This is a genomic window from Clostridium sp. E02 (assembly GCF_003833015.1).
In the GTDB taxonomy this organism is placed as follows: domain Bacteria; phylum Bacillota; class Clostridia; order Lachnospirales; family Lachnospiraceae; genus Lacrimispora.
In genome coordinates this window covers 1-19,495 of record NZ_RJLQ01000019.1, presented here as the reverse complement: position 1 = coordinate 19,495, position 19,495 = coordinate 1, and the positions used below count along the sequence as shown (strand labels likewise).

The 19,495-nt window shown below is 40.5% G+C and carries 17 protein-coding genes and 1 riboswitch; of the genes, 12 read left to right on the top strand and 5 right to left on the bottom strand.

Annotated elements, in window-relative coordinates:
* The first annotated feature begins 153 nt into the window (after positions 1-153).
* Positions 154-1,323: an exonuclease SbcCD subunit D gene (locus tag EFT72_RS14555; RefSeq protein ID WP_124067650.1), complete on the top strand. Its 1,170-nt coding sequence runs from the start codon at positions 154-156 to the stop codon at positions 1,321-1,323.
* A complete protein-coding gene (locus EFT72_RS14550; protein WP_124067649.1) occupies positions 1,320-4,478 on the top strand; it encodes an SMC family ATPase in 3,159 nt (1,052 codons plus the stop codon). Before EFT72_RS14555 ends, EFT72_RS14550 begins: the two co-directional genes overlap by 4 nt.
* An 83-nt stretch (positions 4,479-4,561) precedes the next feature.
* On the opposite strand, the gene EFT72_RS14545 is transcribed toward EFT72_RS14550, so the two are convergent.
* Positions 4,562-4,888, bottom strand: a complete 327-nt coding sequence (locus EFT72_RS14545) for a helix-turn-helix transcriptional regulator (RefSeq protein ID WP_124067648.1) — start codon at positions 4,886-4,888, stop codon at positions 4,562-4,564.
* A 214-nt stretch (positions 4,889-5,102) separates the two neighbouring features.
* Here EFT72_RS14545 and EFT72_RS14540 point away from each other — a divergent pair, with 214 nt between their 5' ends.
* The 10 genes from EFT72_RS14540 to EFT72_RS14495 all read left to right on the top strand — a co-directional run bounded on the left by EFT72_RS14540 (position 5,103) and on the right by EFT72_RS14495 (position 15,477).
* Entirely contained in the window at positions 5,103-5,726 is a 624-nt protein-coding gene (locus EFT72_RS14540) for a hypothetical protein (RefSeq protein ID WP_124067647.1), read from the top strand.
* 18 nt (positions 5,727-5,744) lie between these two features.
* Entirely contained in the window at positions 5,745-6,239 is a 495-nt protein-coding gene (locus EFT72_RS14535; protein ID WP_124067646.1) for a dihydrofolate reductase, read from the top strand.
* A 148-nt stretch (positions 6,240-6,387) separates the two neighbouring features.
* Positions 6,388-7,278, top strand: a complete 891-nt coding sequence (locus EFT72_RS14530) for a sulfide/dihydroorotate dehydrogenase-like FAD/NAD-binding protein (RefSeq protein WP_124067645.1) — start codon at positions 6,388-6,390, stop codon at positions 7,276-7,278.
* Positions 7,278-8,669, top strand: a complete 1,392-nt coding sequence (gene gltA, locus EFT72_RS14525; protein WP_124067644.1) for an NADPH-dependent glutamate synthase — start codon at positions 7,278-7,280, stop codon at positions 8,667-8,669. Before EFT72_RS14530 ends, gltA begins: the two co-directional genes overlap by 1 nt.
* Positions 8,670-8,724: 55 nt before the next feature.
* A complete protein-coding gene (locus tag EFT72_RS14520; protein ID WP_124067643.1) occupies positions 8,725-10,137 on the top strand; it encodes an MATE family efflux transporter in 1,413 nt (470 codons plus the stop codon).
* A complete protein-coding gene (locus tag EFT72_RS14515) occupies positions 10,106-11,488 on the top strand; it encodes an MATE family efflux transporter (RefSeq protein WP_347561891.1) in 1,383 nt (460 codons plus the stop codon). The genes EFT72_RS14520 and EFT72_RS14515 overlap by 32 nt, the downstream gene beginning before the upstream one ends.
* A gap of 97 nt (positions 11,489-11,585) precedes the next feature.
* On the top strand, positions 11,586-12,827 hold the full coding sequence (locus tag EFT72_RS14510) for an NlpC/P60 family protein (protein ID WP_124067641.1): 1,242 nt from the start codon (positions 11,586-11,588) through the stop codon (positions 12,825-12,827).
* Between the two features lie 216 nt (positions 12,828-13,043).
* Positions 13,044-13,736 (top strand): hypothetical protein, encoded by a 693-nt coding sequence (locus EFT72_RS14505; protein ID WP_124067640.1) that lies wholly within the window; start codon positions 13,044-13,046, stop codon positions 13,734-13,736.
* A 71-nt stretch (positions 13,737-13,807) separates the two neighbouring features.
* Positions 13,808-14,818 carry a GGGtGRT protein gene (locus tag EFT72_RS14500; protein ID WP_124067639.1) on the top strand — a complete coding sequence of 337 codons (1,011 nt, stop codon included), beginning with the start codon at positions 13,808-13,810 and terminating at the stop codon, positions 14,816-14,818.
* 311 nt (positions 14,819-15,129) lie between these two features.
* Positions 15,130-15,477 carry a four-helix bundle copper-binding protein gene (locus EFT72_RS14495; protein ID WP_124067638.1) on the top strand — a complete coding sequence of 116 codons (348 nt, stop codon included), beginning with the start codon at positions 15,130-15,132 and terminating at the stop codon, positions 15,475-15,477.
* A gap of 112 nt (positions 15,478-15,589) precedes the next feature.
* Here the strand turns inward: EFT72_RS14495 and ribE are convergent, their stop codons facing one another.
* From ribE to ribD, 4 genes are read right to left on the bottom strand one after another with little or no spacing between them, the layout of a single operon-like run.
* On the bottom strand, positions 15,590-16,057 hold the full coding sequence (ribE, locus tag EFT72_RS14490; RefSeq protein WP_124067637.1) for a 6,7-dimethyl-8-ribityllumazine synthase: 468 nt from the start codon (positions 16,055-16,057) through the stop codon (positions 15,590-15,592).
* Positions 16,044-17,282, bottom strand: coding sequence for a bifunctional 3,4-dihydroxy-2-butanone-4-phosphate synthase/GTP cyclohydrolase II (locus EFT72_RS14485; RefSeq protein WP_124067636.1), 1,239 nt, complete (start codon positions 17,280-17,282; stop codon positions 16,044-16,046). The genes ribE and EFT72_RS14485 overlap by 14 nt, the downstream gene beginning before the upstream one ends.
* A 14-nt stretch (positions 17,283-17,296) precedes the next feature.
* The gene (locus EFT72_RS14480) at positions 17,297-17,926 is read right to left on the bottom strand and encodes a riboflavin synthase (protein WP_124067635.1); all 630 of its coding nucleotides are present in this window, start codon (positions 17,924-17,926) and stop codon (positions 17,297-17,299) included.
* A complete protein-coding gene (ribD, locus tag EFT72_RS14475) occupies positions 17,908-19,014 on the bottom strand; it encodes a bifunctional diaminohydroxyphosphoribosylaminopyrimidine deaminase/5-amino-6-(5-phosphoribosylamino)uracil reductase RibD (protein ID WP_124067634.1) in 1,107 nt (368 codons plus the stop codon). The genes EFT72_RS14480 and ribD overlap by 19 nt, the downstream gene beginning before the upstream one ends.
* A 160-nt stretch (positions 19,015-19,174) precedes the next feature.
* Positions 19,175-19,298, bottom strand: a riboswitch (FMN riboswitch).
* Positions 19,299-19,495: the final 197 nt, after the last annotated feature.

Genomic DNA, 19,495 nt, shown 5'->3' with positions numbered 1-19,495 from the left:
TCATTGAGTGCACCCGTAGGTTTTGTGGTTTTATTACCAAAAAAACCTGCGGTTTTTTCTTTTTTTAGTGCGTAGAGGGAAATCCAGATTTCCATTAACCAGAAAAGAAAAGTATGGTATGATAGTACAAAAGAAGAGGAGAACGGAGGCATTATGAAACTATTTCACCTATCTGATTTACATATTGGAAAACAATTAAATGGTTATAGTTTAAAAGAAAATCAGGAAGCAGTTTTAAACCAGATCGTAGAATATGCTGGATTGGAACACCCAGATGCAATCATGATTTGTGGCGATATCTATGATAAGACGGCTCCTTCTGCGGAGGCATATACCATATTTGGAAATTTTCTGGAAGCTTTGTCCCAGATCTCTCCTCAAATTACTGTTTTAATCATCGCAGGAAATCATGATTCCCCAGAACGGCTGTCTTATGCGGGTTCCTTTTTAGAGAAGCACCGGATTCATCTTTCTGTATTTCCGCCTAGAAAACCGGAAGATTTTTTAAAGAAAGTAGTTTTGACGGATGAGTACGGTCCGTTAAATTTTTATCTTCTTCCCTTTTTAAAACCTGGGTATGTGAGACAGCTTTGCCCGGATAATCCACCGGAAGGATATGAACAAGCGGTAAGAATGGTCCTTTCCCGAGAATTGGTAGACAAAAACCAACGGAATATACTTTTATCCCATCAGTTTTATACCGGAGGCGGCATGGATCCGCAAACGTGTGAATCGGAACAGACTGTAATTATGGCAGGTGGTTTAGACCGTGTAGATGCTTTGGTTTTACAGGATTTTGATTATACAGCACTGGGGCATATTCATGGGCCTCAGAATGTTTTCGGGGAGAGAATTCGGTATTGTGGTTCCCCATATAAATACTCAGTGAGTGAGGAACATCATAAAAAGTCAGTGACAGTCCTGCATATGGGCAAAAAAGGGGATAAACCAGAGCTGCAGTTTCTACCTCTTTGTGGAATACAGGATGTAAGACAGGAAAGAGGCAGTTTAAAGGAAGTGATCAGACGGGCAACAAAAGAAAATTGTCATGATTTTATTCGAGTTACCCTAACCGATGAAGATGAGCCTTACCGCATCCGGGAGCGTCTGGAAGAAGTCTATGATCATCTGCTGGAACTGCGGGTAGAGAATGAAAGAACCAGAGAAAAATTAATGGATGTAGAAGAACCAGTACCGGTTCTAAATCCTTTGGAGGCATTTCATCAGTTTTATCATGCAGTTAGAGGAGAAGAATTGTCAGAGGAAGCCCAAAAGATTATAGAAACAATTGTTCAGGAAGCAAAGGAGGAAGAAGGAATATGAAACCACTTACTCTAACGATGTCAGCGTTTGGTTCTTACGGAGGGACGCAGACAATTGATTTTGAAACGATTGGACATGGAATTTTTTTGATCACTGGCGATACGGGAGCAGGAAAAACCACCATATTTGATGCCATATCGTTTGCTTTGTTTGGAGAAACGAGTGGACAAAAAAGAGATTCAGCCATGATGCGGAGTCAATATGCAAAGGAAACGGATGAAACAAAGGTTATATTATCATTTTCGGAACGAGGCGAAACGTATGTGATTACCAGAAGCCCTTCTTATACCCGGACAAGTAAAAGAAAAGACAAAAACGGAACGTATAAAAAAGTTTTAGTTCCGGCGAAAGTTTCTCTGTTGTTACCGGACCTGTCTGAGTTTGTAGGGAATCTACGGGATATCAATCAGAAACTTGTAGATATCTTAGGCGTGGATCAAAATCAGTTTTCCCAGATTGCAATGATAGCACAGGGAGAATATATAAAGCTCCTTCATGCCTCATCGAAAGAAAGAAAAGAAATATTTACTAAAATATTTAATACTGGAATTTATGCCAGAATTCAGTGGAAGCTAAAAGAAAGATTCCAGGTTTTACACAACCGCCTAGAGGACAACCGAAAACTAACCAGTCATGAGCTTAGTAACATGGAGCTTTTAGAAAACAGTTTCTTAGAACCTGAATGGAAGGAACTTTTGCAGCGCCAGGAGACTAAGATAGAAGAAATTCAATCCTTTCTGAATCAGATCTTTACAGAGATTGAGGAAAAAGAAAAAAGTATATTAGCGAAAAAGGAAGAGGAAGAAGGGAAACTCCGTGAGTTGGAAGGAAAACTACAGATTGGCCAGGAAAGAAATCAGTTGTTTGACCGGCTAGAAGAGGCAGAAATCCGTTTTCATGATTTAAAAAGCAAGGAAGGCAGCTGGGAAGAAAAAAAGCAGCTGTTAAAAAAAGCAGAACAAGCGGAGAAAGCAAAAGGCGCGGAGACGTGGCTGATAGAGAAGACAAGAGAGTACGAAGCTTCCATGGAAAAAGAAAGCCAGTTGACAAAGGAAATAAAACGGCTGGAAGAATCCCTACGGACAGCCAGGAAAGAAGCAGACGAATGGAACCAAATTTCTCAACAGGAAATCCCCGGACTGTCTCTACGAATTAGTCAGCTAGAGCAAGCACTTCCAGTGTATCGTGAGTGGGAAGAAAAGATGAAAAATTACCGCTTTTTTAATAGGGAAACCAAGAAAGCGGAAGAGGAGTATCAGAACCTGCTTACAGAGCTGTCACGATTAAAGAGCAGACTCATAGTAATAGAAGATCAGCGAAAAGAATTGGAAGCAGAATCTGGCAATATTTTAGAGATTAAACAGAGACTTATCGATTTGTCAAAACAGCATCAAGCACTTATTAAACTAAACGAAGCACAAAAAAAGCTGATGGAAGATAAAGATCAATTAAAACAGCTACAGGATAAAGCTAGACATGCACAATCTAATTATGACGAGGCGGAGCAAAAATACAACAATGTCTATCGTCGTTTTTTTGCTCTGCAGGCTGGTATATTAGCACAAGATCTGGCGGAAGGAATTTCCTGTCCGGTCTGTGGTTCGCTCCATCACCCTCAAAAAGCACAATTAAAAGAGGGCGGTGTTACGGAAGATATGGTAGAACTGGCCAAAGGTGAGAGAAACCGGGCAGAAGAGGAACGATCAAAGGCAGTACTTGCGGCTGCAACGTTGTTTGAAAATTGCTCACATCAGGAAAAACAGATAGAATCCGATGCCAAGGTATGGATTATCATGCCAGCAGACCCAAACGATTTGTTACAGACACTCTCTCATAAACAAAGAGAAACCTCTTCTTTTATGGAACAAGGAAAAGCAGAGGAAAAGAAAGCACTTGAAACGGAAGCATTTTTAAAAGAACTACAACAAGAGGCGGAGAGAAACGAAAGTCAGATAAAGAAGCTGGAACCTTTAAAAGAAAAAGCTGGAGAGGCATATCAAGAGAAGCGCTTTGTGGCAGTCAGCCAGCTAGCGGAAGCCAACCAGTTAAAAAAGCAGCTGCCTTATGAGGAGAAAATAGAAGCACAACAGGAACAGGAAAAACAGGAGAAAAGAAAACAAGAGATCTTACGTATGGAAAAGGAATCTGGGGAACGGTACCAGCAGATTTTAGAATATGAGAAAGAAAAAAGAGGACGTTTGGCATCGGAGCGGGAGAGCAGAGAGGCTCTTTTAAAGGCGCTGGAACAGGGAAAGCTTACGTTTGGAGAACAACTGGAAAAATTAGGGTTTTCAGGGGAAGAAGAATATCGAAAAGCAAAACAGCCATTGGAACGAATGCAAGGCTTAAAGGAACAGATTAAACGGTATGAGGAAGAGATTTTAACAGCTAGAACCATATATCATCAGTACCAGGAACAGACAAAAGGTCAAAAGAAAGTGGATTTAATTCCATGGAAGGAACAGGTGGATAAAAGAAAAGAGGAGTTGAAACAGCTGCAACCAGTCCTCTCCCAGACAGTGGGAATCAAAAGTCGTGCAGTCCGGGCAAGAGAGAATTTAAATGGGCTGTGGAAGGATAGAAAACAACTGGAAAAGGAATATAGTCTATATTATTATTTAAGCCAAACAGCCAATGGGAAGTTATCTGTAAGCCTGGATTTTCAAACCTACGTGCAGAGGCAGTACTTTAATCAGATGATTCATGCAGCCAATAAGCGTTTAAAGGTGATGGTGGATGGAGCGTTTCTTTTGCAGTGCAGAGATCTTGAAACCCTTGGAAAACAGGGAGAAGTTGGACTGGATCTGGATGTATACAGTATGATCACCGGTCAGGTTCGGGATGTGAAATCACTGTCTGGAGGAGAGTCCTTTTTGGCGGCTCTTGCCATGGCGCTTGGGATGGCAGATATCATACAGAGCACCGCTGGTTCTGTGTGTATGGATGCAATGTTTATTGACGAGGGCTTTGGTTCCCTTGATGAACAATCCAGGTTACGGGCAGTCCGCATTCTAAAAGATCTTGCAGGAGACAAGAAGCTGATAGGAATGATTTCTCATGTAACAGAACTAAAAGAACAGATCGGGAAAAAGCTAGTGGTTTCTAAAACAGAAAAAGGAAGCTTTATTCGTTGGGATCTTGATGGGTATTTATGAACAGAATCGGGAGTAGTAAACAGACCCTAAGGTCGGTTCATAACTCCCGATTTTTTCTCTAATAATTCAGAAAATTGATGGTTTTATGATCCTTTTTTTACAAGGGTTTGCCCTTTTAATAACAATTGGTAAAGCGTATCAAAATCGGATTCTTTTAGATCTTCCATTTTTTCCATTAGCTGATTTAACAAAACAGGGTTTTTGTTCTCTTCATCAAAAAATTCATTTGGTTTTATATTAAGATAGATACAAATAGATAGAAAGGTATCAAGTGTTGGCAAGGAGCGTTGTGCTTCGATGTCACGGATGGTATCTTCTTGAAATCCCAATGCAAGACTCATATCTTTCTCAGACACCCCCTTTTTGGTACGCAGTTGTGCCAATCTTTTCGGTATGTAATTTTCATCCATGGTACATTCTCCTTTTCTTAACAAAAGATACAGATTTACTTCCAATTATAAAAGAGAATGGAAAATGATTCAATAGGAAAAATGAGTTTCACAATTCTATGAGACAACAGCCTTGTAATTAATGGAGGAATTATTGCATGGACGAATACAATGTTTTGTTTTATAATAGATAAAGTTGTAAAACAAGGCATCCACAGATAGAAAGGAAGATACCATGTTAATATGTGAAAGAACCAATGTGATGAATATAGAAAATGCGATGCGCGGCGCACGAAATCCCATGAACAGCTGGGGGCGGATGGATAGCGAATATGATAAGGAAGGCAATTATGTCCTGGGACCAAACGATTTGGGGCTGGCAAGACGTTTAAGACTGGCTGGCAGTGATCATCGTAAATATCTCCGTCAGATTTTTGTATCGGTAGATATTACAGCCCCTCTTTACTGGTGGAAGGAATATGACACTTATAAAGCAGGAACTGTGGCCAATTCTACCAGTACGATGCATAAAATCCACAGCAAACCATTTTCACTTGAGGATTTCAGCCATGATCACATGACAGAGCCCACTCGTTCTTTTATGAAGGTTGTGGTTGGAGAATTGGAAAAACTACGTATAAATTATGTGGAAACAAAAAGCAAAGAGACCTGGTATGATATGATCCAGCTTCTTCCATCTAGTTACAATCAGATGCGGACGTGTACGTTTAATTATGAAAATCTGATCAATATGTATTTTGCAAGAAAAAGCCACAAATTAACGGAATGGCATACGTTTTGTGACTGGGTGGAGACGCTTCCCTATGCTAAGGAACTAATCATTGCGGAATCAGAATAAAGAAAAGAAAGAGGACCTATGAATATTATTGTTGCAGTAGATAAAAACTGGTCCATCGGCAATCGTGGACAGCTTTTGGTATCTATACCGGAAGATAAACGGTTGTTTCGGGAAGAAACATTGGGAAAAGTAATTGTAATGGGACGGAAAACACTAGAAAGTCTACCAGGAAAACAGCCTCTTTACGGACGAACCAATATTGTATTGTCAAAAAATCCAGAGTATAAGGTAAAGGGAGCCATTGTCTGTCACAGTCTGGAAGATGCAATGAATGTCCTCAGCCAGTACCGGGATGAAGACTGCTTTATTATAGGAGGACAATCGATCTATGAGATGTTTTATCCCTACTGCGATACGGCACATGTCACATACATCGATTACCAGTATCAGGCGGACACTCATTTTGTTGATCTGGAGCAAGATCCTTTCTGGAAGATGGAAGCAGAGAGCGAAGAACAGACGTATTTTGATTTGTGCTATCACTTCCGGATGTACCGGAGAAAAAAAGTTTAATCGATAAAAAAGTAATGATATTTGGGAATAATTATTGTCATTAATCATGAAAAATGATAAGATAAAGGAAGTGCCATTTCACTGAAAGATCAATTGATTGATCGAAACGGTGTACAGGTGTATTCACGAAAGCATTAGGAGGATAAAGATGTATAAGATTGTAAAATCAGAGAAACTAGCTGACAAGATCTATCTGATGGATGTAAAAGCACCCCGGATTGCCAAAACCTGCCAGCCAGGAGAGTTTGTTATTGTAAAGATGGATGATAGGGGTGAGAGAATTCCTCTTACCATCTGTGACTACAATCGAGAAAAAGAAACCATTACCATAGTGTTTCAAACCGTTGGATCAAGTACAGAACGAATGGGATTTTTAAAGACAGGAGATAGCTTTTTAGACGTTGTTGGTCCACTTGGCAATGCTTCTGAATTTGTAAGTGAAGATTTAGAAGAAGTGAAGAAAAAGAAGTTTTTATTTGTAGCAGGTGGAGTCGGAACCGCTCCGGTCTATCCTCAGGTAAAATGGATGAGAGAACACGGTATTTCGGTTGATGTTATCATAGGTTCAAAGACGAAGGATCTTTTAATCTTAGAAGATGCTATGAGAGAACAAGCCGGTAATTTATATGTAACGACAGATGATGGTTCTTATGAACGAAAAGGTATGGTAACTGAGGTGATCCGGGATTTGGTAGAAAACCAGGGAAAACAGTATGATGTCTGTGTTGCTATCGGACCGATGATTATGATGAAGTTTACTTGTCTGCTAACCAAAGAATTGCATATTCCCACTGTCGTAAGTTTGAATCCTGTTATGGTTGATGGAACGGGGATGTGTGGTGCATGTCGGATTACAGTTGGTGACGAAGTGAAATTTGCTTGTGTGGATGGTCCTGAATTTGACGGCCATAAGGTGAATTTTGATGAAGCCATGAAACGCCAGATGATGTATAAGAGTGAGGAAGGCCGTGCTAAATTAAAGGTCGTAGAAGGAGACACTCATCATGGTGGATGCGGACTGTGCGGAGGTGACGAGTAATGGATATATTAAAGAAAGTACCAGTAAGAGAACAAGACCCAAAGGTAAGAGCGACGAATTTTGAAGAGGTATGCCTTGGTTATAATGAAGAAGAAGCAAAAGAGGAAGCAAGCCGCTGCATCAAATGTAAAAACCCCAAATGTGTGAAAGGGTGTCCCGTTTCCATTGACATTCCAGGATTTATCAAAGAAGTGGAGGATGGGAACTTTGAAGAGGCTGCTAAAGTGATTGCTAAGTCTTCTGCACTTCCGGCTGTTTGTGGACGAGTTTGTCCTCAGGAAAGTCAGTGTGAAGGGCAGTGCATCCGAGGAATCAAAGGAGAGCCAGTTTCCATCGGTAAGATGGAGCGTTTTGTAGCAGACTGGTCCAGAGAGCATGGATTTGTTCCGGAAGCTCCGAAAAAAACCAACGGGAAAAAGGTTGCAGTGATCGGTTCCGGTCCTTCTGGTCTTACTTGTGCCGGAGATTTGGCTAAACTGGGTTATGAAGTGACGATTTTTGAAGCACTTCATGAGCCTGGCGGAGTACTGACTTATGGAATTCCGGAGTTCCGTCTTCCAAAAGACAAAGTGGTACAGCCTGAAATCGACAACGTAAGAAAACTTGGAGTCAAAATTGAAACCAATGTAATCGTTGGAAAATCGGTAACCATTGATTCTCTTTTAGAGGAAGAAGGATTCAAAGCAGTATTTATTGGTTCTGGTGCTGGACTTCCCATGTTTATGGGAATACCAGGGGAGAATGCAAATGGTGTATTCTCAGCCAATGAGTACTTGACAAGAAGTAACTTGATGAAAGCATTCCGCAGTGATTATGATACTCCAATCGTAGCAGGAGAAAGGGTAGCAGTTGTCGGTGGCGGAAATGTAGCGATGGATGCGGCTAGAACGGCCCTACGTCTTGGAGCTGAAGTGCATATTGTATACAGACGAAGCGAAGCAGAACTCCCTGCAAGATCAGAGGAAGTTCACCACGCCAAAGAAGAAGGCATTATCTTTAATCTACTGTCGAACCCAATCGAGATTCTCACAGATGAGAAGGGCTGGGTAAACGGTATGAAGTGCATTCGAATGGAACTAGGAGAACCAGATGCATCGGGAAGAAGAAGGCCGGTGGAAATCGAAGGTTCGGAATTTGTAATTGATGTGGATACGGTTATTATGTCCCTGGGAACGTCTCCCAACCCATTGATCTCAAATACGACAAAGGGGCTTGATATCAACAAACGCAGATGCATCATTGCTGAGGAATCTACAGGAAAGACCAGTAAAGAAGGCGTATATGCCGGAGGAGATGCGGTAACCGGAGCGGCAACCGTAATTCTGGCTATGGAAGCCGGTAGAGCTGGTGCAAGAGGAATTGATGAATTCCTTTCTACAGAGGAATCATAGGAAGAAAAGGGCTGCCTATTCTGGCAGTCCTTTTGATACGGAGTAAATAATAGATATGAATAGAAAAATAGATTTGTTAAAGGGTCCTATCTTCACTTCTCTGACTGAGCTTGCGATCCCTATCATGGTTACCGCATTGGTTCAGATGGCTTATAACTTGACGGATATGGCATGGATTGGAATGGTAGGTTCTCCTGCAGTGGCAGCCGTAGGTGCCGGAGGGATGTATGTCTGGCTTTCTCAGGGAGTGGTTGCACTTGCTAAGATGGGGGGGCAGGTTAAGGTAGCCCATTCCCTTGGAGAAGGAAAAAAAGAAAAAGCGGCCATATACGCATCTGGAGCCATACAAATGGCGATTATTTTTGCATTTTTGTATGGGGCTTTGACTTTTTTTGGAGCTAAAATACTCATTGAGTTTTTTGGATTAAGCGATTTCGAAACCATTCTAAATGCGCAGGGATATTTGAAAATCACCTGTGGATTGATTGTCTTTTCTTTCCTAAACTCAATTTTTACCGGAATTCTCACTGCAATGGGGGATAGTAAAACCCCTTTGACGGCGAATGTGATAGGATTGGTTTTGAATATGATCCTGGATCCTTTGTTTATCTTTGGTGCAGGTCCTTTGCCAGGATTTGGCGTACAGGGAGCGGCTGCCGCTACAGTTCTGGCACAGTGTTCTGTTACCCTTATATTTCTTTTGGTGGTACGAAAAGATCGGGTTGTGTTTGATCAGGTGCGCATTTTACAAAGAATTCCATGGAACTACATGAATTCCATGATTCGGATTGGATTTCCTTATGCGGTACAGAATTTGATCTATACCAGTATTTCCATGGTACTTACCAGATTTGTGGCAGGGTTTGGAGATATGGCTGTGGCAGTCCTTCGGGTTGGAGGACAGATTGAATCGATTTCTTGGATGACAGCAGATGGATTTGCAGGTGCCATCAATTCTTTTGTAGCACAAAATTATGGAGCCAAGCAGTATCATCGAATCAAAAAGGGTTACTTTACAGCCGTCGGTGTGATGTTTGTATGGGGATTGTTTTCTACGTTTCTATTGATTGTATTTCCAAGACAGATTTTTGGATTGTTTCTTCATGAACCGGATGTGATTTCACTGGGAATCCGCTATCTGGTTATTCTGGGATTTTCTCAGATGTTTATGTGTGTGGAGCTGACAACAGTGGGAGCTTTGTCCGGTCTTGGAAAAACGCTGCTAAGTTCGGTAATTAGTATTACGTTTACCACGGCAAGAATTCCGTTGGCTATTATTTTAAGCAGCATAGGGATGGGACTTGATGGGATTTGGTGGGCATTTTCCATATCCAGTATGATTAAGGGAATTCTATTCTTCTTCTGTTTTTTAAAGGTATCGGATCATCTCCCAAAGGAAAGTACGTTACTATATTATGGGAAAGGGGATGAAGGGAATGAAGCCAATGAATCAACAAGAACGGTATGAGCAGATGACAAACGTTCCTGTCTCTAAATTGATTCCTGGTCTTGCAATACCAACAATTATCAGTATGCTGGTTACATCGATTTACAATATGGCAGATACATTTTTTGTAAGTCAGCTGGGAACGAGTGCTTCTGGTGCGGTTGGTATAACATTTTCTGCCATGGCTATGATTCAAGCCATTGGTTTTACATTTGGTACGGGGAGTGGGAATTATGTTTCTAGAAGCCTTGGGGATCGGAATGAAGACCTGGCAGAAAAAATCGCTTCCACTGGATTTTTTACAGCCATGGGCATTGGTGTTTTTATAATGATAACAGGGCTTTTGTTTTTAAGGCAACTGGTATTCTTTCTTGGAGCAACGGATACGATTGCCCCTTATGCCATGGATTATGCCAGATTTATTTTACTTGCAGCTCCATTTATGATGTCATCTTTTGTTATGAACAATGTTTTAAGATCCCAAGGGAATGCGCTGTACTCTATGATTGGGATTACAACAGGCGGAATCTTAAATATGATTCTGGATCCTATACTAATTTTTGGCATGGGAATGGGGATTTCTGGAGCAGCAGTTGCTACGATGATCAGTCAGGTGACCAGCTTTATGATTCTTTTAGCCCAGAGCAACGGGCGGTCTGGCTGCATCCGGTTGAGATTTAAGAAATTCACTCCTAAATGGAATCTGTATGGTGAGATTCTTCATGCAGGTCTTCCTTCGTTTTGCCGCCAGGGACTCGCCAGTGTGGGCATAGTAACCTTAAATGTTTTGGCTGGACCATATGGGGATTCTGCCATAGCAGCAATGTCAATTGTAAACCGGTTTATGATGTTTATTAACTCAGCACTGATTGGGTTTGGACAGGGGTTTCAGCCAGTATGTGGATTCAACTTTGGTGCAAAACGGTATGACAGGGTACTTTCGGCATATTGGTTTTGTGTGAAGGTGGCGATCTTGATGCTGAGTGTGTTTGGAGTGATTGCATTTGTATTCAGTCAGCCAATCATAACGGCTTTCCGCCGGGAAGATATGGAGGTCATTGCCATCGGAACCGTGGCCTTGCGTGCGAGTCTTTTGACGCTGCCATTTCAGGCATGGGTGATCATGGTCAATATGCTGACCCAGTCCATTGGATTTGGGTTTCGTGCTTCCTTAGTGGCGATGGGAAGGCAGGGGCTTTTTTTAATTCCTTCTCTCTTAATTTTACCAAAGCATTTGGGAATTCTCGGTATAGAGATTGCTCAGCCTGTGGCGGATGTATTTACTTTTATTCTGGCATCGTTTATTGCAATTCAGGTGATAAAGGAGTTAAAAACCATGAGTAAGATGCAAACTATGGTGCAAACAGTATAAAAACATAATAAATGGCATAAAAACACAAATAAGACTTGAAATTTCTCGGTTGTTTGGTTAACATATAAAGTAGAATAAATGGCAAAAGGGACGGACGATGAATCGAAAAGTACATATTATAAAAAGTGGAAGTGCCAGATCCAGAGGATTAAGAAGACTTCTCTGTGGATTTATGATAGGCGCTATGATATGTAGTCAAACGATACCAGTTTGGGCTACTTCTAAGGTAGAAAAAGAAAAACAGGAAGCACAGAAAAAACTGGATGAAGCCAAGCAAAAAGCGAATGAGGCAGAGAGCAAAAAGGGAGAAGCTAAGAATCAAGTATCGAAGCTTACTGCCAATCTGACTGTTTTGATTTCAGATATAAAAGTTCTGGAATCGGATATGGCAGATAAGGAAGCTCAGATCAAGCAAGCCCAGGCTGATTACGAAAAGGCTAAGAAGGAAGAAGAAAAGCAGTACCGGGCAATGAAAAAGAGGATCCAGTACATGTATGAAAAAGGAGATACTGAGTATCTTGATATCTTTCTTCAAGTAAAAAGTATGTCAGATTTGTTAAATAAGGCAGAGTATGTAGATGGTATTTATAAATATGATCGTAAAATGCTTGTGAAATTTCATGAAACTAAACAGAAGGTTGTTGACTATAAAGCGGATCTGCTCGAGGATAAGGCAGAGATGGAAGGCATGGAGCTAGAATACAAGGATCAAAAAAAACAGCTGGAATCCCTAATCGCTTCAAAGAGAAAGGAAGTCAGTGATTTTGATAAACAGTTGGCAACAGCCAAAGCCGATGCTGCTATCTATGCAAAAACCATAGCGAAGAAGAACGATGAGATTCGTAAGGCCAAAGAGGAAGAAGCAAGAAAAAAGGCCGCCGAAGAAGCAAGGAAAAAGGCAGAAGAAGCAAAGAAGACATCGTTTAAGAGCAGGGGCAATAAGAAGAATAACCAATATTCCGGACCACAAGCTGCAAAAAGCAGCGGCGGTACGGTACAGGGAAGATCAGTCGCAGATTACGGCCTGCAGTTTCTAGGAAATCCTTATGTATTTGGAGGGACAAGCTTAACAAATGGTGCGGATTGTTCTGGGTTTGTGCAGTCCATATACAGACATTTTGGCTATTCCATACCAAGAAGCTCATCGCAACAGCGGTCGGCTGGCAGGGAGGTGTCTTATTCAGATGCTCAGCCAGGGGACTTGATCTGCTATGCTGGACATGTAGCACTCTATATTGGAAATGGAAAAATTGTCCATGCCAGTACCCCCGCCACTGGAATCAAGGTAGGTACGGCTACTTACCGGTCTATTCTTTCCGTGAGAAGAATTTTAAACTGATATTTTATTCTTAAACCAGGGAGACATCGACCCCTTTTCTTGTCTCTCTGGTTTTTTGTGTTGTCTGCCACTTTTTGGAGGAAGGGGGTAACCTCCATTCGCTGGAAAAAACACTTGCAGAAATCGACAGAATATGAGAAAATGGTATCAAGTATGATGTGATTTAATTAACAAAGTACGATTCACGCTTATTACTTATTCGAAAGGAGTTTTAACATGATTTATTCACAGGAAGTAGAAGAGATGTGCACAGTAGCACAGGGCGTTAACCACGGCGCAGCTCCAATCCCAGAAGAAGGAAAATGGGTAAAATCCAAAGAAGTTAAAGATATCTCCGGTTTGACACATGGTATTGGCTGGTGTGCTCCTCAGCAGGGCGCATGTAAGCTGACTCTTAATGTAAAAGAGGGTATTATTCAGGAAGCATTAGTAGAGACAATCGGGTGCTCTGGTATGACTCACTCGGCTGCTATGGCATCAGAGATCCTGCCAGGTTTAACCGTTTTAGAAGCATTAAATACAGATCTTGTTTGTGACGCTATCAATACCGCTATGAGAGAGTTGTTTTTACAGATTGCATACGGTAGAACACAGAGTGCTTTCTCCGAAGGTGGACTTCCAGTTGGTGCGGGTCTGGAAGATTTAGGAAAAGGACTTCGTTCTCAGGTAGGTACTATGTATGGTACGTTAAAGAAAGGTCCTCGTTATTTAGAGATGGCAGAAGGTTATGTTACTGGAGTTGCACTGGATGAGGAAGATCAAATCATCGGCTATCAGTTTGTAAGCCTTGGTAAGATGACAGATTTCATCAAAAAGGGTGATGATCCAAATACTGCTTGGGAAAAGGCAAAAGGACAGTATGGTCGTGTAGACGATGCGGTTAAGATCATTGATCCGAGACATGAATAATCGGTCAGAGATAATTCTGTGCAACCGGTTAGGAAAGAAGATATTTGGCCAATAATAAGGAGGACAAGATAATGGCATTATTTGAATCATATGAGAGAAGAATTGACAAAATCAATTCCGTATTAAACAGCTATGGGATTGCTTCCATCGAAGAAGCTGAAAAGATTACAAAAGATGCAGGTCTGGATGTATACGAACAGGTGAAGAAGATTCAGCCAATCTGTTTTGAAAATGCTTGCTGGGCTTATACCATTGGTGCAGCCATTGCCATCAAGAAGGATTGTAAAAAAGCAGCAGATGCAGCAGCAGCAATTGGAGAAGGACTTCAGGCTTTCTGTATTCCAGGTTCTGTAGCAGATCAGCGTAAGGTTGGTTTGGGTCATGGTAACTTAGGAAAGATGTTGCTGGAAGAAAACACAGATTGTTTCTGTTTCCTTGCAGGACATGAATCTTTTGCAGCAGCAGAGGGTGCGATCGGAATCGCAGAGAAAGCCAATAAGGTACGTCAGAATCCATTAAGAGTTATCTTAAACGGTTTGGGAAAAGATGCAGCTCAGGTTATTTCCAGAATCAATGGTTTTACATATGTAGAAACAGAGATGGATTATTACAAAGGCGAAGTAAAAGAGATCTTTAAAAAGTCTTATTCTGAAGGCTTAAGAGCTAAGGTTAATTGTTACGGAGCGAATGATGTTACAGAAGGTGTTGCTATCATGTGGAAGGAAGGCGTTGACGTTTCTATCACAGGGAACTCCACCAACCCTACCAGATTCCAGCATCCAGTAGCTGGTACTTATAAGAAAGAATGCAATGAAAAAGGGAAGAAATACTTCTCTGTAGCTTCTGGTGGTGGTACAGGCCGTACCCTTCATCCAGATAATATGGCAGCTGGTCCAGCTTCCTATGGTATGACAGATACAATGGGTCGTATGCATTCAGACGCTCAGTTTGCCGGTTCTTCTTCTGTTCCTGCTCATGTAGAGATGATGGGACTGATTGGTATGGGTAACAACCCTATGGTTGGTGCTACTGTAGCAGTAGCTGTTGGGATTGAAGAGGCAGCAAATGAAGGTAAATTCTAAGATAAAACCTTGATTTTATGAGGAAAATACTGTTTGATAGAGGAAAGAGGAGTTCGCTTTGGCGGCTCCTTTTTTTTTGCAATTAGGGTTAAAATAGGTTTTTGACAACCATTTGACAACCAAATTTTTAGCATGTAGTCAAAATTACGGTATATCTTCGAGTAAGCCAATAGTTTGAACTTGCATTTTTGAAGTTACGTGAGCGTAAAAAACAACTTTGACAATTCTCATTTCCCCAGCTATTTCTATAGCCTTTTAATATTATAAGAAAATTTGCATATAATATATTTTGATTAAAATAATTGGAGGTAATGGCTATGTTAACAATGGAAACCAAGAAGAACCAATCGTGTATTGATTCATGTGCAAAATGTGCACAGGCTTGTTATGAATGTTTTCATGCATGTTTAAATGAACCTGATCTAAAAGAAAGAAAGAACTGCGTTAGTATGTTGGTTGAATGCGCAATGATGTGTCAGATGTCAGTCTCTATGATGTCGATGGGCGGGCAATACTCGAAAGATCATTGTGGAATTTGTGCAAAAATTTGTGACAGCTGTGCAAAAGAGTGCAATATGTTTAAGGATCAGCACTGTAAAGACTGCGCACAGATATGTGAGACATGCGCAGAAGAGTGCAGAAAAATGTCTGGAATGTAAGTTTTGATATAGTAAGGGGCTGTCGCACTAACTGATCAAAATCAGCTGTGCACAGCCCCTTCTTTGCTGCCCAGTCCAACTTGTTAATCAAGTCTATACACGGGCATCGCTATTATCTTTCAATTTCACGGATTAAATTAACCATTTCAATTGCACCAACTGCACAGTCATAGCCTTTGTTACCAGCCTTTGTTCCTGCTCGTTCAATCGCTTGTTCTATGTTTTCAGTCGTCAGCACTCCAAACATGACAGGAATATCGCTGTTTAGTGATACATTTGCAATGCCTTTTGAAACTTCGCTGCAAACATAGTCGTAATGAGATGTGCTGCCACGGATTACGGCACCAAGGCAAATCACTGTATCATACTTGCCGCTTTTCGCCATTTTGGAAGCAATCAGCGGAATTTCAAACGCACCGGGAACCCATGCCACTTCAATATCGTTTTCCTTGACCTCATGTCTTTTCAGGGCGTCAATTGCGCCGCCAAGCAATTTTGATGTAATAAATTCATTGAATCTTGCTGCAATAATCCCTACCTTAATGTCTTTTGATACTAATTTTCCTTCATAAGTTTTCATGATTCATAATCTCCTTAATTGAATTATTTATGTTGAGGTAATGCCCCATTTTATCTTGTTTTGTTTGCAAATAAGCCTTGTCATATTTGCTTGCTTCAATTTCAATGGGAACACGCTCTGTGATCTCAATTCCAAAATCCGAAATTTGATTGACTTTGTCGGGATTATTTGTCATGAGTCTAAGTGTTTTAACTCCTAAGTCCCGAAGGATTTGAGCGCCAATATAATACTCCCGTAAATCTTCTTCAAACCCTAATGCAATGTTAGCTTCAACCGTATCCATGCCCTGGCTCTGCAGTTCATAGGCTTTCAGCTTATTCAAAAGACCAATTCCACGGCCTTCCTGACGCATATATAGAAGGATGCCACGACCTTCTTTTTCAATTTGCTTCATAGCTAAATCCAGTTGTTTCCCACAATCGCATCTAGCGGAATGGAATACGTCCCCAGTTAAACATTCGGAGTGGATTCGACACAACACATTTTTGCCATCTCCGATTTTCCCTTTTACCAAAGCAACATGATGTTCCCCATTTAGAAGATTTTCATAGCCATAAGCACGAAATGCGCCAAACTCAGTAGGCAGAATAGGACTTGCTGCACAGTTTACAAGTTTATCGGATTTCTTTCGGTAGTCCTGTAATGCTTCAATCGTAATCAACTTCATTTTCCATTTTTTCGCAATTTCTATTAGCTGAGGTGTTCTCATCATTGTTCCGTTGTCAGCCATGATTTCACAACAAAGGCCGCATTCCTTGAGTCCTGCAAGTTTCATTAAATCAACCGTTGCTTCTGTATGGCCATTTCGTTCAAGCACACCGTTCTTTTTCGCAAGGAGTGGAAACATATGCCCCGGACGTCGGAAATCTTCGGGTTTCGCATTTTTATCAACAACTCTTAACGCTGTAATACTTCTTTCGGCAGCAGAGATACCTGTTTTCGTATCCTTGTGGTCAATTGAAACCGTGAAGGCTGTATTGTGATTGTCGGTATTTTGTGCTACCATTTGAGGAAATTGCAGTCGAGTGCAGACTTCCTTGCTCATAGGCATACAAATTAATCCTTTTCCGTGAACAGCCATAAAATTAATGTTTTCCGTAGTAGCAAATTCAGCCGCACAGATAAAATCACCTTCATTTTCTCTGCTTTCATCATCAGTCACTACTATAATTTCACCATTTCTCAAAGCATTCAGTGCTTCTGGAACTGTATTAAATTTAAACATTTAAGGTTATCCTCCTAAAATCCATTTTCTTGTAACAATTCGTTTGTGATACCTTTTGGTGTAGAAATAAATTTTTCAATATATTTCCCAATGATATCATTTTCTAAATTGACAATGGAACCTATTTTCCTTTGATATAAAATAGTTTCTTTTGCAGTGTGGGGAATGATAGAAAACGAAAAATTGTCTCGCTCCACGTTTGCCACGGTTAAACTAATTCCATCAATCGTTATGGAACCTTTTTCGATCATATAGCGCATCAGATTGCTATTTGTTTTTATCGTATACCAAATAGCATTATCGTCTTTTTTGATCTCAGTGATTTTACCTACACCATCAATATGTCCTAAGACAATGTGTCCGCCAAAGCGGCTTTTCGCTGACAAGGCTCGTTCTAAATTTACATAGCTTCCAATATTTAAATTTCCCATTGAGGAGCGTGCCAGTGTTTCATTCATGATATCAGCAGTGAATTGGTTATTCTTGATTTCAGTGACAGTCAAGCATACGCCATTTGTTGCTACACTATCACCCAGTTTTAAATCAGAAAATATAACATTCCCCTGAATTGTCAATGTGGCTGATTTTGCCCCTTTTTTTACAGCTCTTATTTGTCCGATTTCTTCTACAATTCCTGTAAACAAGAATAATCCACCTCGCTTTCAATCAGAAAATCTTCACCGATTTGTGAAAAGATACTGTTTTTTAGTCTGATTGCAGATGAAACAGACGCAAAGCCCTTTCCGCCTACGGGTGTTTTCGCATGACTGCCGCCAAATAATTTTGGCGCAATATAGCATTGCACCTTTCTTACGATTTTGCTTTCTAATGCTGAAAAGTTCAGTGTACTTCCACCTTCAAGCAAAATACTGTCAATTTCTATTATCCCAAGTTTTTGCATCAGCTTTTGCAAGTCAATATGTTTTCCTTTTTGAGGAATTGTAAGTATTTCACAGCCTTTATTTATATACGGTTTGTGTGCACTTAAGTCCTTAGTCGTTGTGGCAATAATTGTTCTGATTTGATTTGCAGTTGTGACAATATTACTATCAAGTGGTGTTCGTAATCGACTATCGCAGACAATACGAATCGGGTTTCTTCCATTTTCAATACGACAAGTAAGCATTGGGTTATCAATAAGAACTGTTTCAATTCCTACCATAATTGCAGAATAATGATTGCGGTCCTTATGTACGTTTCTTCTGGCTAATTCGCCAGTAATCCACGTTGACTGGCCTGTTTCTATCGTGATTTTTCCGTCCATTGTCATAGCGTATTTCAACACTACAAAAGGCGTTTTTTTGGTAATGTAGTGAAAAAATATTTCATTGATCGATTTACATTTTTCTTCTAACACCCCTACAACAACCTCAATGCCAGCGTTTCGAAGTAGTTTGACACCTTTGCCAGCCACTAATTTATTGGGATCTAGTGTACCAACAACCACTTTTGCAATTCCACTTTTAATAATTGCTTCGGTACAAGGCGGTGTTTTCCCCTGGTGGCAGCAAGGCTCTAAAGTGACATATAACGTTGCCCCTTTTGGAGATGATGTACAATTTGTTAGTGCATTGCGTTCTGCGTGTGGTCCCCCGTATCTTTCATGATAACCTTGACCAATGATTTGATTATTTTTGACAATAACCGATCCCACCAATGGATTTGGATTCACATTTCCGATTCCTTTAAGAGCAAGATCTAATGCCAGTTGAATGTAATTTTGATCATTCATAAATTCCTCCTTAAAATAAAAATTGCCTTGAATAAGAACATTCAAGGCAAACAATAGAAGGAAACACGAACATGACTATTTTCCCAATTTAAAAGCTCTGAAATGATAAAATCATTCCAGAGCAAAATAACAGAAGAAAACACAATCACTGCGTTTTAAACCATATCTTCTTTTATCCAGACTATACTGTCGGCCTCGGAATTTCACCGAATCATGCTTTGCTTGACGCTCTGCTCGTGGGCTTTACCACCGGTAGGGAATTAAACCCTGCCCTGAAGATTGTATTCAATTATCCGATATGATAGCATAAAAATTCATTCATGTCAAATTATAGTTTGTTTACGAACGATATTCTATGATTCATTTATGATAATGTCCTAGTGTATCACAAATGATTATGTCCCAATTAGTAGTTCATATATTATAATAGAACCTCATGACTTAGAAATGAGGTGGACACAATCAGAAAGGTATTACTAAC

What these genes read in the sequence shown, in the direction of transcription:
- EFT72_RS14545 (WP_124067648.1), bottom strand. Translation starts at nt 4,888, where the DNA reads ATGGATGAAAATTACATACCGAAAAGATTGGCACAACTGCGTACCAAA.
- EFT72_RS14555 (WP_124067650.1), top strand. Translation starts at nt 154, where the DNA reads ATGAAACTATTTCACCTATCTGATTTACATATTGGAAAACAATTAAAT.
- EFT72_RS14485 (WP_124067636.1), bottom strand. Translation starts at nt 17,282, where the DNA reads ATGTTTAAATTTAATACAGTTCCAGAAGCACTGAATGCTTTGAGAAAT.
- EFT72_RS14535 (WP_124067646.1), top strand. Translation starts at nt 5,745, where the DNA reads ATGAATATTATTGTTGCAGTAGATAAAAACTGGTCCATCGGCAATCGT.
- EFT72_RS14540 (WP_124067647.1), top strand. Translation starts at nt 5,103, where the DNA reads ATGTTAATATGTGAAAGAACCAATGTGATGAATATAGAAAATGCGATG.
- EFT72_RS14550 (WP_124067649.1), top strand. Translation starts at nt 1,320, where the DNA reads ATGAAACCACTTACTCTAACGATGTCAGCGTTTGGTTCTTACGGAGGG.
- EFT72_RS14515 (WP_347561891.1), top strand. Translation starts at nt 10,106, where the DNA reads ATGAAGCCAATGAATCAACAAGAACGGTATGAGCAGATGACAAACGTT.
- ribD (WP_124067634.1), bottom strand. Translation starts at nt 19,014, where the DNA reads ATGAATGATCAAAATTACATTCAACTGGCATTAGATCTTGCTCTTAAA.
- ribE (WP_124067637.1), bottom strand. Translation starts at nt 16,057, where the DNA reads ATGAAAACTTATGAAGGAAAATTAGTATCAAAAGACATTAAGGTAGGG.
- EFT72_RS14500 (WP_124067639.1), top strand. Translation starts at nt 13,808, where the DNA reads ATGGCATTATTTGAATCATATGAGAGAAGAATTGACAAAATCAATTCC.
- EFT72_RS14530 (WP_124067645.1), top strand. Translation starts at nt 6,388, where the DNA reads ATGTATAAGATTGTAAAATCAGAGAAACTAGCTGACAAGATCTATCTG.
- EFT72_RS14520 (WP_124067643.1), top strand. Translation starts at nt 8,725, where the DNA reads ATGAATAGAAAAATAGATTTGTTAAAGGGTCCTATCTTCACTTCTCTG.
- EFT72_RS14510 (WP_124067641.1), top strand. Translation starts at nt 11,586, where the DNA reads ATGAATCGAAAAGTACATATTATAAAAAGTGGAAGTGCCAGATCCAGA.
- EFT72_RS14505 (WP_124067640.1), top strand. Translation starts at nt 13,044, where the DNA reads ATGATTTATTCACAGGAAGTAGAAGAGATGTGCACAGTAGCACAGGGC.
- EFT72_RS14495 (WP_124067638.1), top strand. Translation starts at nt 15,130, where the DNA reads ATGGCTATGTTAACAATGGAAACCAAGAAGAACCAATCGTGTATTGAT.
- gltA (WP_124067644.1), top strand. Translation starts at nt 7,278, where the DNA reads ATGGATATATTAAAGAAAGTACCAGTAAGAGAACAAGACCCAAAGGTA.